Annotated in this window: 13 protein-coding genes; 3 read left to right on the top strand and 10 right to left on the bottom strand. The window is 33.8% G+C overall.

Going from position 1 to position 16,393, the window contains the following annotated elements; genetic code table 11:
- Positions 1 to 514: 514 nt before the first annotated feature.
- Positions 515 to 925, bottom strand: coding sequence for a hypothetical protein (locus D3P13_RS18850; RefSeq protein WP_117884631.1), 411 nt, complete (start codon positions 923 to 925; stop codon positions 515 to 517).
- A gap of 381 nt (positions 926 to 1,306) precedes the next feature.
- Between D3P13_RS18850 and D3P13_RS18845 the strand changes: the two genes are divergently transcribed.
- Positions 1,307 to 2,893 (top strand): IS1182 family transposase, encoded by a 1,587-nt coding sequence (locus tag D3P13_RS18845; protein WP_117884629.1) that lies wholly within the window; start codon positions 1,307 to 1,309, stop codon positions 2,891 to 2,893.
- Between the two features lie 89 nt (positions 2,894 to 2,982).
- Here the strand turns inward: D3P13_RS18845 and D3P13_RS18840 are convergent, their stop codons facing one another.
- The 6 genes from D3P13_RS18840 to D3P13_RS18815 all read right to left on the bottom strand — a co-directional run bounded on the left by D3P13_RS18840 (position 2,983) and on the right by D3P13_RS18815 (position 8,828).
- Positions 2,983 to 3,465, bottom strand: coding sequence for a hypothetical protein (locus D3P13_RS18840; RefSeq protein WP_117884627.1), 483 nt, complete (start codon positions 3,463 to 3,465; stop codon positions 2,983 to 2,985).
- A gap of 131 nt (positions 3,466 to 3,596) precedes the next feature.
- Complete coding sequence (locus D3P13_RS18835) at positions 3,597 to 4,400, bottom strand: anti-sigma factor (protein ID WP_117884625.1); 804 nt, start codon at positions 4,398 to 4,400, stop codon at positions 3,597 to 3,599.
- A 2-nt stretch (positions 4,401 to 4,402) separates the two neighbouring features.
- Complete coding sequence (locus D3P13_RS18830) at positions 4,403 to 4,933, bottom strand: RNA polymerase sigma factor (RefSeq protein ID WP_117884623.1); 531 nt, start codon at positions 4,931 to 4,933, stop codon at positions 4,403 to 4,405.
- Between the two features lie 76 nt (positions 4,934 to 5,009).
- Entirely contained in the window at positions 5,010 to 5,597 is a 588-nt protein-coding gene (locus D3P13_RS18825) for a superoxide dismutase family protein (RefSeq protein WP_117884621.1), read from the bottom strand.
- A gap of 76 nt (positions 5,598 to 5,673) precedes the next feature.
- The gene (locus D3P13_RS18820) at positions 5,674 to 7,338 is read right to left on the bottom strand and encodes a M1 family metallopeptidase (RefSeq protein WP_117884619.1); all 1,665 of its coding nucleotides are present in this window, start codon (positions 7,336 to 7,338) and stop codon (positions 5,674 to 5,676) included.
- 35 nt (positions 7,339 to 7,373) lie between these two features.
- A complete protein-coding gene (locus tag D3P13_RS18815; RefSeq protein WP_117884617.1) occupies positions 7,374 to 8,828 on the bottom strand; it encodes an aminopeptidase P family protein in 1,455 nt (484 codons plus the stop codon).
- Positions 8,829 to 8,984: 156 nt separating this feature from the next.
- Between D3P13_RS18815 and D3P13_RS18810 the strand changes: the two genes are divergently transcribed.
- Entirely contained in the window at positions 8,985 to 9,713 is a 729-nt protein-coding gene (locus tag D3P13_RS18810) for an NYN domain-containing protein (RefSeq protein WP_117884615.1), read from the top strand.
- A gap of 303 nt (positions 9,714 to 10,016) precedes the next feature.
- Here the strand turns inward: D3P13_RS18810 and D3P13_RS18805 are convergent, their stop codons facing one another.
- Complete coding sequence (locus tag D3P13_RS18805; protein WP_117884612.1) at positions 10,017 to 13,304, bottom strand: amidohydrolase family protein; 3,288 nt, start codon at positions 13,302 to 13,304, stop codon at positions 10,017 to 10,019.
- Positions 13,305 to 13,436: 132 nt separating this feature from the next.
- Between D3P13_RS18805 and D3P13_RS18800 the strand changes: the two genes are divergently transcribed.
- Positions 13,437 to 13,895 carry a DUF1569 domain-containing protein gene (locus D3P13_RS18800; protein ID WP_117884610.1) on the top strand — a complete coding sequence of 153 codons (459 nt, stop codon included), beginning with the start codon at positions 13,437 to 13,439 and terminating at the stop codon, positions 13,893 to 13,895.
- Here the strand turns inward: D3P13_RS18800 and D3P13_RS18795 are convergent.
- Both D3P13_RS18795 and D3P13_RS18790 read right to left on the bottom strand, forming a co-directional pair.
- The gene (locus D3P13_RS18795) at positions 13,892 to 14,377 is read right to left on the bottom strand and encodes a pyridoxamine 5'-phosphate oxidase family protein (RefSeq protein ID WP_117884608.1); all 486 of its coding nucleotides are present in this window, start codon (positions 14,375 to 14,377) and stop codon (positions 13,892 to 13,894) included. The two genes, D3P13_RS18800 and D3P13_RS18795, sit on opposite strands and share 4 nt — an antisense overlap.
- 181 nt (positions 14,378 to 14,558) lie before the next feature.
- The gene (locus D3P13_RS18790; protein ID WP_117884606.1) at positions 14,559 to 16,367 is read right to left on the bottom strand and encodes an acyl-CoA dehydrogenase family protein; all 1,809 of its coding nucleotides are present in this window, start codon (positions 16,365 to 16,367) and stop codon (positions 14,559 to 14,561) included.
- Between the last annotated feature and the right edge of the window lie 26 nt (positions 16,368 to 16,393).

Here is a 16,393-nt window from a genome sequence, read left to right as displayed (position 1 = left end):
GTTACAACTATGTTTTTCTTGAATTATGAAGCTAAAGCAAACAGCACTTCAAATGTGATGGAGTAGGGGGGTTATTTAGCGACATCCTTTCAAATGTATAAATAAAATGGCAATAAAGCAAATGGAAAATTTGGGTAGTAAATGCGGTGAAAATGTAGTTTGAAAAGTTAATTTTAATAGCGGTTTGCAATAAACTTTTAAAACAGGCTTATATCATTACTAAATCAAGAGTGGCTAACGACCAGAATTACAGAAGTACTTTATTGAAAAATTAATGAAGTTTTACTTGTTTTTTACCACAGTACTTTGTTGTACCACGTTATTTTGAATTATAGTTCCATTATACGTATCAGTCCTCTTGTCTTTCTTAGGTTGCTTTAGGACCATTTGGAATACCATTAATTACGCCAAATAATTACCTATAGTACAAAGTTTTCAATTTTTTTTGCAAGAAAATTTCAATAGGAATACATTGATGTGAGTCATCGTATTCCTATTTACAATAACTTTCTAATTAATTACTGGCTACAAGTACAAATCGAATATCCGCAGTTTGATTAAATGTCGATTTTAATTTGACATTACCTACAGAAATTACTGTCTCTAACTGAATACTTCCATTATTTGAAATTGGTATTTCTTCCCAAACACTAGCTGCAGGATTACGTGCGTAAGAATACACAAACCCTGTATCATATATTTCTTGTGTTAATTCTGGAACGGCAAAATTATTATCACCAATAACAAGAACGAAGCTTTCAAAAAGGACAGATGTAACATTGGCATTTCCATCAATTCCATCAATACCATCAGCACCATTTGCTCCTGCTGGACCAATGGCTCCATCTTCTGCTGAACATGAAAAAGTAAGTGCAATAATTAGCATTAAGAATAATTTGGTTGTTTTTTTAATTGTTGTTTTCATAATGAATATAATTAATTGATTAATACAAAATAGTTTGTGTATTTAAATGGTTGAATAAAAATACACTACAAGATTACGACATTAGCTTTTTTAGTGCATGTACTATTTTTGCAAAATCTAGAAGTATTTATGAAATGTTAAGTGATAACTTGTATTATTATTGCAAAAAGGGGAGGTATTTTGATTCTTCTCTAAGTGAAACAATGCATGACCAAAACAAGAAGGGGCATTAAAGCGAACACAGATCATTTCGCAGTCGCGTAATATTCTATTTGGCAGACTTGGTTTTGAGCTCTAAACTTTCGGTTAAGCACCAAAATTCGTATTGATTTTATATGTTGTGCCTGTTGCACAAGATAGTAATATTTTGTATCTTGTATTATGCAAGGTAAAAAAGAATATCAAGAAAAATTGTTCACTGAATTTCGAATGAGTGATCGGATTCCGAAGGAGAATTTTTACAGGAGATTAAAACAAGTATTGGACTTACATTTTCTATATGTTTTGACGCGACCTTACTATGGTGATAGTGGGCAAAAGAGTATCGATCCTACCGTATTTTTCAAGTTGTGTTTGGTTGGTTATTTAGAGAATATTATTAGTGACCGTAAATTGATTTCCCATTGTAGTTTACGTTTGGATATTTTATATTTTTTAGGTTATGATATTGATGAAGAATTACCATGGCACAGTACAATAAGTCGGACGCGTCAATTATATCCGGAAGAAGTTTTTGAACAGGTCTTTACAAAGGTTTTATCCATGTGTGTGGAAAAGGGGATGGTAAGTGGTCATACTCAAGCGATAGATTCCGCACCAGTTAAGGCAAATGCTTCTATGGACAGTTTAGAATTGAAAGTACCCGAATCAGAATTGGAAGATTATCTACGAAACATTCGTCATATCAGTTCGATGGATAGGGAGAAACCCATACGGAAGGCTAAAGTAAATAAAGCGACCAAATCACAAAAGACCATAACTGCCAATAAACAAGAATTGACAGCCATAAAGGGACGGAACAAAAAATGGTCAAAAGATCAAGACCAACGACCAGGGGCTAGTAATAAAGGCAGTAAATATACCTCTAACAAAACCCATTACAGTCCAACGGATCCAGATGCAAAAATAAGCGTAAAGCCAGGTAAGGCAAGAAAGCTGAACTACATGAGCCAACTAAGTGTAGATACGGCTCATCATGTAATCACAGATATTAGAGCCTATATGGCAGACAAGAAAGACAATCAATACCTACAGGACATTGTGCAAAGACTAAAAAAACGATTGCACAAACAAGGTTTACTGTGGCGAAATTGTGTAGCGGACACAGGCTATAGTGATGGAGAAAATTATGCTTTTTTAGAAGAGACAGGTTTAACAAGTTACATACCTCCTCATGGCACCTATAAAGGCGGTCCAGATGGTTTTAGCTATAATAAAGAGCAAGACCATTATCTATGTCCACAAGGCGAAATTGTCCCCTTTAAAAAAGTATTTAATGATTACAGAACCCACACCAAGAAAAAGGAATATAGAATATCCTCAAAAATCTGTAGATACTGTCCTATAAAAGAGCAATGCGTAGGTAAAACAGCACAAGAGAAGAAGTTTTCAGTAACCTATTTTAGAGAAGAGTATGAGCGTAACAAAAAAAGGGTTAATAGTAAACGGGGTCGTTATATGAAAAGCAAAAGACAGAGTACGGTCGAGCCTGTATTTGGAACGCTAACACAATTTATGGGACTCAGAAAAATAAATACCATCGGTATAAAACAAGTTAACAAGGTCATGCACCTGTCTGCAATTGCTTATAACTTAAAGAAATATCTAAAATTCACTAGTAAAATTGTAAAAAGTGATGCTAAATCACTAGCTACTGTTTTAGCTCATTATATCGACTATCTGAGGAACAAAGTAAGCAGGTATAACCTCACAAAAAATAATCAAATAAAGTCAGTACTCAAAATATAGTCTTTCTTAAAACAGCGGAAATGAAGTCAACTATTCCTCTAAAATGTTCTTTTTTGAGCTTGTGCAACGATTACTGTTGTTGTGCAATGTTATGTCTTTAATAAGCCTAGTAATCTATCTAGGAATCTTTCAAACTGTAAGTTGATATTCAACTCCTTGCAAGTATTTTTTAGTTCGATCAATTCTGTTTTTCCTAAAACGATATTTAGCCTTATATTTTCAATTTTAAGATGGTAAATGTTTCCCTGAATTCTATAAATAGATAATTTCTTTATTGTTTCTAATTTAATCACTCGTTTTAGTTCATTTTTTTTAATAGATATATTTTGTTTATCAAATTTAAAAAATCCAACTTTCTTAATTTTAAATATATTAATTAATAAAATTATCATTCCAGAAATAAAATAAAATCCAACAATATAAGTGAAACTTTTGTCAAATTGAATCGGTTTTCTATTTGAAAATACAATTCTTGGAATAATTATTATCAAAGCCATAATAAATGTAATCAACCAATAATTAAAGGCTTTTGTTTTTAAGAGGCTATTTTTTTCAATTATATATGTTTCCATTTAGCAATATTAACCTCTATTAAAAGACAAACTTAAGTTGAACAAACGTATTGCATTTAGTTACGTTATGTATGCAATATACAAATTTCGTAGAATTATAATAAGGTTAAAAAGTAAGTGAATTAATTGTTTTATGGGGCACTAACTGCACCTAATGTATACAATTGTTCTAAAGTAGGGCTTTCACTACCGCCTTCAGGTTCTAAAGTAATACCAAAAGCTTCAGAGTCGTTACTATTAGCCAGTGTAAATACTTTATTTTCGTCATCATTAAACTGATCTAATATACCAATACTTGTTGGTGTAAGTGGGTCTAATTTTAATGACCAAACTTGATATACTTTACCTGCTGGTGGTTTAGGTAAACCTTGAACATCAACATATACTTGGTTTTCGTTTTTATCCCAATACACTTTTGCATAAGAATCAGGTGATACTGCTTGTCCGCTCAATGGAACGGCTAATATATCTTTATCTCTAAGTGTAGTATTTAATTTTTTTGTTTCTGCAAGACTCGTGTTCGCTTTAAAAATTTGTTCTTCTAACTGTTGTCTTTCAAGCTCAGCAGATTGTAATTGTGTATTTAGGTTGTTATTTTGTACCATAGTCCACATTAAACCACCTGTTAATATTACGGCAGCTGCCCAACCCGTATACGTTGCCCAATTAGTAGCTTTTCTAGCCAATGGAATAACGTTGGGTTTCGCAGTATTTGAAGAACTTATTTTTTCTTTAATAGATGTAAATGATGAATTGGAAACGGGTGCAGTTGCTGCTGTTAATTTTAAAATGGCGGCTTCAATCTCAGAAACTTCTTTAGCAATTTCAGCATGTTTTTGAACCATAGCAAAAACCTCCTGATTTTCTTGTTCAGAAAGTACACCAGCCACGTAAAGCTCTAAAATTCCTGATGCTATGTATTCTTTTTCTTCCATTACTAATTTAACACGATGTTTCTTAATTCATTAATACAATTCCTATTCCTAGTTTTAACTGTGCCAATTGGCATTTTTAGAGTTTCTGACACTTCTTTCTGCGTATATCCTTTAAAATAGAGAAGGTTAATTACCTCTTTACATTTTTCTGCCAGTTTATCAACAAACTTTTTTATGCCAATACTATTTGTAGTAGTGTCAAGATTATCATAGGTCTCTATAACATCTACGAATTTATCGACACTTTGGTTTTTTTTACTGTTTTTAAAGTTTTTAGATCGGGTTTTGTCAATGGCAGCATTTCTAGAAATATTCAACATCCAAGTAAAAAATCTGCCTTTACTTGAATTGTAAGAATCTGCACTATTCCATGCTTTTATAAAAACGTCTTGTAGTATTTCTTCAGCGATGGTATCGTTTTTTACAATGGTGAAAATAACGCCCAACAAACTCTTTTTATAATTATTATAGAGGTACTCAAAAGCCTTTACGTCTTTTTTTTGAAATAGAATTATAGATTCCTCGAAGGTCATTTAGGTGTTTTAAAGTTGAAAAATACTAAAAAAACCGTTTAAAAACGGTTTTAAAGATTTATAAATTGAGATACTATTATTTAATTTCTCCACAGGCTACTCTTCCGCCAGCCGCACCAGTAGGTTGTGTTGCAAAATCATCAGCTTTTGCATGCACTATAATACCTCTACCGATAATATTTTTGTTTTCATCAGAACCTCCAATGGCCCATTGGTCAGTTTCAAAGGTGAGCGTAGCATTTCCGTCTGCATCTGCGGTTAAATTACCTATGTCACCTCGGTGATATCCGCTTTCATCGTCCCACTTACCATGCTCTTTGTTTTCAGGGTTCCAATGACCACCTGTTGAGGTAGCATCATCTGAACTACAATCTGCTTTTTCATGGAGATGAATGGCATGTTCACCAGGAGTTAATCCTAGTAAACTAGCTGTCATTGTTACCTTGTCGTTCTCTTGAATGAATACAATTTCTCCTGTTACATTGCTATTACTTTTAGCATATAGCGTAACCGTTAAAGCATCTGGGGTTATCTCTTCAACTGATGTAGTAGTTTCTGTTAACGAATCTATTGAATCATTTGTCTGGTTTGTTTTTTTCTCATTTTTACATGAAATGGTTATAAAAAAGACCAAGACCATTAGTGTTATTATTTTAGTTTGCATAATTCTAGTTTTCTGTTAGTAACAAATTTAAACTACTATATCGCTATAAAGTAACACGAATGCTATAATCATTAACTCATTTAGCTTTTTTAAATTCAGAATCCATCAGTACCCACATATTGGGGTCTAGCATTATGTTTTCAGGCTCAATGTCTGTATCAATAAAAAAAGTATTTGTTTTCTCATTTACCTGTAGTGTTTCTATACTAGGTTTTTGCTTATCACGATAATAAATACTTATTTCAAGAGGCATTTTAAAAAGACTACCATCTTTTTGTACTTGATTAAGACGGATTCTAAGCTTTTTTTTCTTTGTATCATATTTCCAATCACCTTCATATTTTAACGTACCTGGTTTGTATAACCATTGCTCAAAAAATTGAGATAAGTCTTGTCCAGAAACAATTTCCATTTCTTTCTGAAAATCAGCGGTGGTAGTATTTAGGTCCTTATATTTTTTATAGTACGCACGTATACCTTTCCAAAAAACATCGGTACCTACTTTACCACGTAGCATGTGTAAAATCCAACTCCCTTTTTGATAGGTTTGAGAGCTGGTTACCTCTTTCATATCCTTGAGGTTATCATGTATAATAGTGTATTCAGGATTCTTCTCATAGAAGGTGTCTACCCGTTTTTTACTGTCAATTAGACCATTTGTAAAGGCATCTCTACCGTATTCATGCTCTATAAAGAGTAACGTGAAATAAGTGGCAAAACCTTCGCTAAGCCAAACTTCATCCCAGTCATATTCAGTAACAGCATTACCAAACCACTGATGTGCAATTTCATGTATAACTACATTTCGCCATCGTTCATTTCGATCTCCTTTAACGGATTTTTCACTATATAAGATTGCAGATGCGGCTTCCATACCGCCACTTACGCTGTTTGATTGAATATTAGCCAATCTTTCGTAAGAAAAAGGACCAATATAGGAGCTATAAAATTCTAACACTTTTTTTGTGGGTTGGGCAAAATCATAAAATCCAGCATCACGGTCTTGGGGATACACCCATGTTTCAATAGATTTCCCATCAAATTTATCAACATATTGGATGGCAAATTTGGCTACTCCAAGAACATACAACCAAGAAGCAATGGGCACTGATTGTTTCCAATGGGTAAGACGCATTCCGTTTTGTAAATCTGTTTCTTCAACTTTTAAGCCGTTAGAAACTACCTGATAATGATTAGGAGCTGTGACTATAAATTCACACTTGGCCTTGTCATAGGGATGATCTACCATAGCAAGCCAGTTACGACCTTTATTTGGCCAATTATCACTAAAAAATGTACGATCTCCGTACTTGTTATCGGCTATTTTAAGTCCTGTGGCAGGTATACCTTTATAAGAAACAGTATACTGACTGGTTTGATTTTTGTACGATTTTTCAGGAAACTCAATTAAAATTTCGTCATTTTTATGAGTGTATGTAATTTCGTTTCCATCCGAAATAATGCTGCTCACTGTCATACCTTTATTATCTAATTTGGTTGAGGCATTTATTAAGTCGAGCCGAAGATATGCTATACCATCCGCGAGGTAGTTTACATCAATAGTAACTACGCAAATTATTTCGTCAGTAGTATCCGACAGTTTAATGTTAAATGCATAATTGGTAACATCAATTTTTGGGTTTTTAGGATAGTTGTCAATAAATGCATAAGCTGATGAATTTATAATTGTTATTGCAAATACACAAAGTACAACTACATTTCTTAGTATAGATTTTTTCATATTTAAAGGTCTTCTATAGGTTGTTGATGTTAAGTCTATTCTTTTAATGGCAATACTGTTGCTGGTCTAAATTCAGTCAGCCCTTTTCCTTTAATAGTTTTTTCAACATCGCTTATGCTTGAAGGAACAAAACCACTCATGTTTTCAACACCTTTTTCAGTAACCACGGCAACATCTTCAATTCGTATATACAATTGTTCGTCTCGTAACCAAATCATAGGGTCTATAGTAAAAACCATACCAGGTTTAAGTTCAACGCCTCTTACTCTGCTAACATCATGAACAGCCATACCAACAGGGTGTTGGAAATGACCACGAAATACAAGTCCTTCTTGTACAGCTTTTAAATGAGAAGGCTTTACGAATTTTTTACCCACAATGTATTTCTTCATATCTTCAGCGGCCTTTGTAAGTACTTCATTTGAAGTTATTCCTGGTTTTATGTATTTGAAAAGAGCGTCACGGTAAGCTACAATAAATTCGTATAAAGCTGTTTGAGCTTTGTTGAATTTACCATTTACAGGCCAAATTCTGGTTACATCACTGGTGTAATACCGATAGTCAGGGGCATAATCCATAAGTACTAAATCACCATCATTAAGTACATCTTTCTTGTGAAAGTAGTGACCAAAATAAGCATTGGTTCCACCTCCAATTATGGATGCATAACCATCACCTCTGGCTCCATTTAAGTAATAAATATATTTTGCGGCGGCATCTAGTTGGTATTCGTAAATACCTGGTTTTGTCGATTTCATGGCTTCAATAATACCAAGTCCAGCTATTTGGGTTGCTTTTCTAATAAGGTCAATTTCTTTAGGACTTTTTATGAGTCGCATAGCATCTAAAATTGGAGAAAGGTCTTGTATTTCAACTTGTGGAAAACGTTCTTTTATTTTTTGCGTAAATCTAGCTTCTCGCGATGGTTGTTCATCCCAAGGATCAGAAGCGGTTCTAGCTTGGGCATATAAAATCTCATCACGACTATCATTACCTGTTTCAGCAGGACTTAAGGGTGTGTATAATACCAATCCGGGTGGTTTAATTAATCCGGTACTAACAATATCACTTGATAAAAATTCGAGTCCACGAACCTTATCTACACCAGTTAATTCTTTGACCAATTCTGCATCTTCAGCAGATAGTACTTTTCCTTCCCCTTTTTCTCTACCTTCATCTCTATGTGGTAAATAAAGGGTTGATGTTTTATGCTTTCCATTAAGCAATAAATAGGCATGAGCAGTTTCTAATCCGCTTAAATAATAAAACGTATTAGATTGTCTGTAAACGCTAAATCCAGGAACACCAGCAGAACCTTGTATTAAAGCAAAAGCATTGTTTCCAATTGTGGCAAATATTTGAGTTCTTCTTTTATTAAAATCTTCAGGTGAAAAGTCTGTTTGATAATGATGTTTATCTTGAGCTACTAAAAAGGTTGTTAGTATTAGAAATAATAAAGTGGTTAAAACTGTCGATTTAGAATTTATCATGAATAAAACGTTTGATTTAGTTAAAAGTAATAATTATTTGATTTACTGCAATCTACAAAATTTAACATTTATAATTTAACAAAAAATGAATTATACTGTTGATATTCAAGCTTTATATGCTTTATTAACCTAAGTTATTTTAGTATATTTACAGGTATGATTAAAGATATAAAATTAGCAGTACTTATAGACGGTGATAATATTCCGTCGAAGTACATAAAGGAGATGATGGAAGAGATTACCAAATACGGAACTCCTACAATTAAACGTATTTATGGAGATTGGACGAAACCACATTTGAACAAATGGAAAAATGTCCTATTAGAAAATGCCATTAATCCAATACAACAATACGGATATACTACCGGTAAAAATGCCACAGATTCAGCCATGATTATTGATGCGATGGATATTTTATATTCCAAAAACATTGATGGATTTTGTTTGGTCTCCTCGGATAGTGATTTTACGAAGTTGGCAACACGATTAAGAGAATCTGGTATGCAAGTTATTGGTATTGGCGAAAAGAAAACGCCAGATCCGTTTATTGTAGCTTGTGATAAATTTATTTATTTAGAAATTTTAGAAACGTTTACGGAGCAGCAAGATGGTAAGCCAGAAGTAAAGAAACCAAGTTTAGATAAAATAACATCCAAAACAATTCGCTTATTAAGACAGTCTGTTTCAGATGCTGCAGATGATGATGGTTGGGCATTTTTAGGTGATGTAGGCTCACTAATTATCAAAAAGCAACCTAACTTTGATGCTCGTAATTTTGGTTTTGATAAGTTAACACCATTATTCAAGTCGCTTACGCAATTTGAAATTGAACAACGTGATCAAGGTAATAAAAGGTTTAAGTTGATTTATGTGAGGAATAAGTAAGAATTTTCATTTCTGAATACTTCTGAAGCTTATGTACCTATGCTTCTCGATACAATTTCTTTACGCTCCCGAAGTCTCGGGACTACAAAGAAAACACTCGAAGTGATGCGAATTTTAACAACGTAATTTCCGTCCGTTCGAGTGACGCTTTTGTAATTATTTTTTTAGTATATATTTAGAGCGTTGTATCGAGAACTGCTTCTCTATACTTCCACCGATTCCGGAGTGTTTTACGCTATCATTTCAAAGAAAACAATCGAAGTAACGAGTAAATTGAAATTTATATACAAAAGTCTATCTTTTTTAATTATGCCCCACTACACATCCACAACCTGGTTGCGTAAAACTTTGAGCTTCTTCATGCCAAGGAAAAGCTTGGTTGTAATTGTTGTTTTCCCAATAGAATTTAGTCCTATTTTTTATTGTATTTCCAATTTCGTTCATGGTTTCGGTATCATATAATCTACCATTTACCATAGTGTATTTTACACTATTTGAATTTTGAATATCTTCTAGAGGATTATTATCTAGTACAATTAAATCTGCGAGTTTACCTACTTTTAGAGAGCCAACATCATTGCCTATTCCTAAATATTCAGCTCCATTAATAGTTGCAGCTTGTAAGGCTTCATGGTTGGTCATACCACCCTGTTGTAACATCCATAATTCCCAATGAGCACCTAAGCCTTGTAACTGTCCGTGAGCACCTAAATTTACTTTTACTCCAACGTCAGAAAGTGCTTTCGCAGTTTTTGAGGTTAATATATGTCCATTTTCATATTCTTCCATAGGCACCATTGTTCTATGTCTAGATCTGGCATCAACAATACTTCTAGGGGTATATTTTAATAATTTTTCATTCTCCCATACATTGGTAGTTTGATACCAATAATATTCACCACTCATACCAGCGTAATTTACAATAAGTGTTGGGGTATACCCTGTGTTACTATTACTCCAAAGTGTTATGACATCTTTATAAACTGGGGCAATCGGAATGTTGTGTTCAATACCCGTATGTCCATCCATAATCATGGTCATATTATGATAAAAAGTAGAGCCACCTTCTGGAACCACAAAAATGCCCTCTTCACGAGCCGCTTGTAAAATTTGTTGACGTTGTTCACGTCTTGGTTGGTTATAACTCTTCACAGATAGAGCTCCAAAAGCTTTGGTTCTTCTGATTGAAGATCGAGCATCATCTAAGCTATTAACAACGGCTTTAAAATCACCATCAGCACCATATAAAATAAATCCGGTAGAGTAGAGGCGAGGCCCAACCATTTCACCGCTTTTAATCATTTCGGCCAATGTAAATACAGTCTCTGTGTTTGCCGAAGGATCATGAGAGGTAGTTACACCATAAGCTAAATTGGCATAGAATTGCCAATGTTTTTGAGCATTTAGACCATACCTGAATCCACCGATGTGTGCATGGGCATCAACCATTCCCGGCATAATTGTTTTACCGGCAACATCATAAACTCTAGTGTTCGAATCTATAGTTATGTCTGACGTTTTGCCAATAGCGATAATTTTATTTTCTTCAATAACGATGGTTCCATTCTCAATAACCTCTTTACCTTCCATAGTAATAATTCTAGCATTTGTAAATGCTATTTTACCCTTAGGTTTATCCATTTTAGTAACTAGGTTTATTTTGAGTCCCTTATCGTTGGGTGGAGCAATGCTATCAGGAGAATTTTTAAGAAATGTAAATCGCTCATTAATTTTATTGCTATAATATTCTTCACCCAACGTAAAGTGTACCGTTTTACTATCACCAGACCAATGTAAATTAGTGCCTGCATCTTTTGAAATTTGCGAAACAGGAACCGCTTTCGTTTTATTATCTAAATCTAATGTTTGGCCTGTTGTTGGCATTGGTGCCAAGTATACGTTGTGTAAATTGCTGAAAGCAAGCCATTTGTTATCTGGGCTTGGTACTAGTCTGTTTGCATATTTAGAGGTGATTAATGTTTTTTCTTGTTGTCCATTTAAATCAATACTTTTTAAGGATTTGGTTAAATTTCCAAAATAGGTTCCACCTGTTTGATAGATAATATGTTGATTTGATACCGAAAATTTTGGATATTCACCACTTACTTTTAGCCATTTATTGTCGGAACCATCTTCGTTTACGGTGTAAATACCTGATTTTTTCGAATATGTTCTGCCTTGCTCATTATTACCTCCTTCTTTTACATAGACAATTTTGTTGCCGTCATTACTGAAAGAAGGCATTCTGAAAATACCTTTTTCACTAGTTATTTTAGTTGATTTACCTCCTTTGGATGATACTGTATAAATGGCACCGTAATTTTCATCGTTCCAAGTTACATACACAATTTCTTTTCCGTTTGGAGAAAATTGAGGTTCTGCTTCAATGTCATTTCCTTTAGTTAATCGCTTTGGTGTGCCATTTGGTAATTTTTTAGTGTAGATATGTCCCAGAGCATTAAAAGCTATTGATTTCCCATCAGGAGAAGTCACTGTGTTTCTAATTGCTTTTGCTGTAAAACTATCTGTAAACGCAGGATTATCAAACTCCACTGCTTTCGCAATTTTGATAGTGGCTTCTGCTTCAAAAGGAATGTTGCTTACTGCTAAAGTTTCAATGTTTAGTTTATTGATTTTACCACCTGACCAAAATACCAATTCAATATTGTTAGGCATCCAACTAAAGCGAGTGTACACTCCAAATACTGCCCAAGCCTCCTGCTGGTCTTTGTTTAAGTTGTCGTACACAGGAAATTCTTCACCCGTTTCTAAATTATGAATATAGAGTACTGTTTTCGTTCTAACGCGTTTTACAAACGCTAATTTTTTACCATCTGGTGATATTTGAGGACGTGCAGCTCCACCCGGTCCACCCGTTATTGTTTCTATACTGGCATCTTCAAAACTGTATCTTTTTATGACATAAATCTGACTGTTAGGATCTTTGTTATAATTAAAAGCTCCGCCGGGATATACATCTTCGCTATAATATAAATACTTACCATCAGGTGATACTGTGGGCTCGTTTACATCTTGTTGGTCATTTTTTCTTTTTGTTAATTGAGTTCCAGAACCTCCAGTTATATGATACATCCACATTTCTCCTGCACCTAAAGATCTGCCAGACGTAAAATGTTTTCTAGCGATAATAAAATCACCATCAGGCATCCAAGTAGCATTATTCAACAATCTAAAGCTTTCTTTTGTGATTTGTTTGGCATCCGAACCATCTGTGTTCATTGTCCAAATATTATCACCACCACCAGCATCACTTGTAAATAGAATCTTTTTACCATCAGGACTGAACTGTGGTTGTATTTCAAAAGCCAAACCTTGTCTTAATAGTGTTGCTTTTCCTCCGGTAACAGGCATCTTATAAATATCACCTAAAAGGTCAAAGACAATCGTTTTTCCGTCAGGACTCACATCTACATTCATCCAAGTGCCTTCATCTGTATTTAATTTGACCTCTTTGAAATTCCAATCGCCTTCGGGATTTGAAACATCCCATTTTTTAGACTTTTCATCTTGGGCATGTATTCCAAATGATAAAAGAATAGCGATAAGGTAGAGCAAGTTGATTTTAGACATTATATTGAGTTTGGATTAGTTATGCGAATATAATTATTATATCTACATTTAAAAAATGACATTTCTATATGGTCGGTTACTGAGCAAAATGACTACATTTGGATTGTAGTTAACAAATAAAGATCTTAAAAGATGACGTTTCCAAATATTTTTACCCAAGAGGTTTCAGATCGAGTTATTGATCGCATTACTAATTTAACACCAGAATCCAAAGCAGAATGGGGATCAATGACGGTAGCTCAAATGTTTGCTCATTGCAACGTAGCCTATGAATTGGTTTATGAAAATACGCATCCAAAACCAAATGCTTTTTCAAGATTTATGATCAAGTTATTTGCCAAGAAAATTGTAACTGGAGATGCTCCCTACAAACGAAATTCTAGAACAGCACCTATGTTTATAATGAAAGTGGATAAAGATTTTGAAAAAGAAAAAGGACGCTTGATCGATTATATAAAAAAAACACAGAAGTTGGGTGAACTTCATTTTGATGGTAAAGAAAATCTCTCTTTTGGAAAATTAACCAAAAATGAGTGGAATAATTTATATTATAAACATTTAGACCATCACTTAACTCAATTTGGAGTTTAAAAATGGGCAGTCATTTTGCCAATATTAATTTTTTCAACGTTGGTAAAGTTAATTTCTCTAACATGTACCATATCTCCCCAAAGGTATTTATTGCCTTTAAGACTATTTGTAGATTTCATTCTTTTTTTTAATCTGCTGATTTCAATTTCAGAGGCTTTTCTTTTTGTGCCAAGCTTGCCATATAATTTAAGTGCAGGATAGTTATTAAATTTTAACTTGTATAATGATTTTATCCAAAACCATTTATTACTATTTACAGCCAATACGCAAATATTATTGTTGAATTTAGCGTTTTCTGGTAGTTTTGATATGTATTTTTCAAAATAAAATCCGGTTTGATCACCATTTAAAAATAGAGTCCCAACAGGAGTAACTGTAGGAAGATTATTGGAATTTACGGAGGCTATTGATACATGTAAATTCGATTTGAAACTATCGTTAAAATGAGTTCTTATTGCCTTCCAGTTTTGAGTAATATCCATAAAATTAAATATTAAATATTACCTTGTCAGTCGGGACGTTCAAGATGACACTTGGGTGAATTATTAGTAAATGATTATTAATTCCCTTCAAATAAAAACCGTTTTCAATACCAAAAATAAAAAAGGTATTTAGAAAACGGTTTCATCCACTATAATAAAAAATTATTTGAGTATAGTACTTTTAAAAACAATACTTGTTTTCTGCTTTAACTTTCTCAGCTATTTCAATACGTAAATCAACAATATCTGGATAGTTAGCGTATTTCGTGAAACGTTTAAGTCCCATCAACATCATACGTTGTTCATCGCCTTCAGCAAAAGAAATAATACTTTCTTTACCTTTTTCTTCTACGATATCTACAGCGTGATATAAATATAATTTTGCCATAGCGATTTGTGCAGATTGCTCTTTTTCGCTAGTACGTTTAACATTTTTTTCAGTTCTTAAAATAGCAGATTCGGCCATATAGATTTCAATCAAAATATCGGCTGCTGCAATTAATAATTGTTGATGATCTTCAAGGTTTTGTCCATACTTTTGAACAGCACCACCAGCCACCATTAAAAACGTCTTTTTAAGCTTTTTGATCATTTCTTTTTCCTCTGAAAATAATTCAGAATAATCAGGAGTTTCAAAAGAAGGAATACCCATTAATTCTTCTTGAACTTTTTGAGCAGGTCCTAATAAATCTACATGACCTTTCATTGCCTTTTTAACTAACATACCAACACAAAGCATTCTATTAATCTCATTGGTTCCTTCGTAAATTCTTGCAATACGAGCGTCTCTCCAAGCCGACTCCATCGGAGTTTCTTCAGAGAATCCCATTCCGCCAAAAATTTGAATACCCTCATCTGCAGCATTTTGAACATCTTCTGATACGGCCACCTTTAGGATGGAACATTCAATTGCATATTCTTCAACACCTTTAAGTTCTGCTTCTTGATGTGTATTCCCTGAAGCTTCACGTAGCGTAATTCTGTCTTCAATATTTTTTGCAGCTCTATAGGTCGCAGATTCACCAGCATAAGTACTAGCTGCCATTTCTGCTAATTTTGTTTTAATAGCTCCAAAATCAGCAATAGGGGTTTTAAATTGTTTACGCTCATTAGCATAATTTACGGCAATGCTTAAAATTCGTCTTTGAGAATCTAAACAAGCTGCAGCCAATTTAATACGTCCAACATTTAAAGCGTTCATGGCAATTTTAAAACCTTCTCCACGACCAGCTAACATGTTATCCGCAGGAACAACAGTATCGTTAAAAAATACTTGACGTGTTGAGGAAGCTCTAATACCAAGTTTATGCTCCTCTTCACCCATGGTAATTCCATTCGGGTTGTTTCTATCGAATTCAACAATGAAGCCTGTAATATTTTTATCGTCTTCAATACGAGCAAAAACAATCATCAAACTACAGAAACCTGCATTTGAAATCCACATTTTTTGACCGTTAATTTTGTATGTTTTACCATCGGCAGAAAGTGTAGCAGTTGTTTTACCAGAGTTAGCATCAGATCCCGCTCCTGGTTCTGTTAAACAATACGCTCCAAACCATTCTCCAGTTGCTAATTTTGGTACGTATTTTTGTTTTTGCTCTTCTGTACCGTAAAGTGTAATTGGCAGTGTTCCAATACCTGTATGGGCACCAAAAGCAGTACTAAATGAACCTGTACCACTTGAGATATAATCACACGTTAATACAGTAGAAACAAATCCCATTCCCATTCCACCATAAGCTTCGGGTACCGATACGCTTAAAAATCCCATATCTCCAGCTTTACGCATTACTTCTTCCGTTAAAGCAAAATCTTTGGCTTCAAAACGAGGTTTATGAGGAATGATTTCACGATCATTAAATTCCATTACTGATTCTTTCATCATTGTTTGCTCTTCTGAAAAATCTTCAGGAGTAAAAACGTCTTCACATTTTGTTTCTTTTACTAAGAATTGACCTCCACGAAGGATGTCTTTTTCTAAATCTGCCATTTTATAGTATTTTATTAAGTTCTTTG

It is taken from the genome of Aureibaculum luteum (assembly GCF_003449015.1).
Classification (GTDB): domain Bacteria; phylum Bacteroidota; class Bacteroidia; order Flavobacteriales; family Flavobacteriaceae; genus Aureibaculum; species Aureibaculum luteum.
This window is presented reverse-complemented; position numbering and strand designations above follow the sequence as displayed.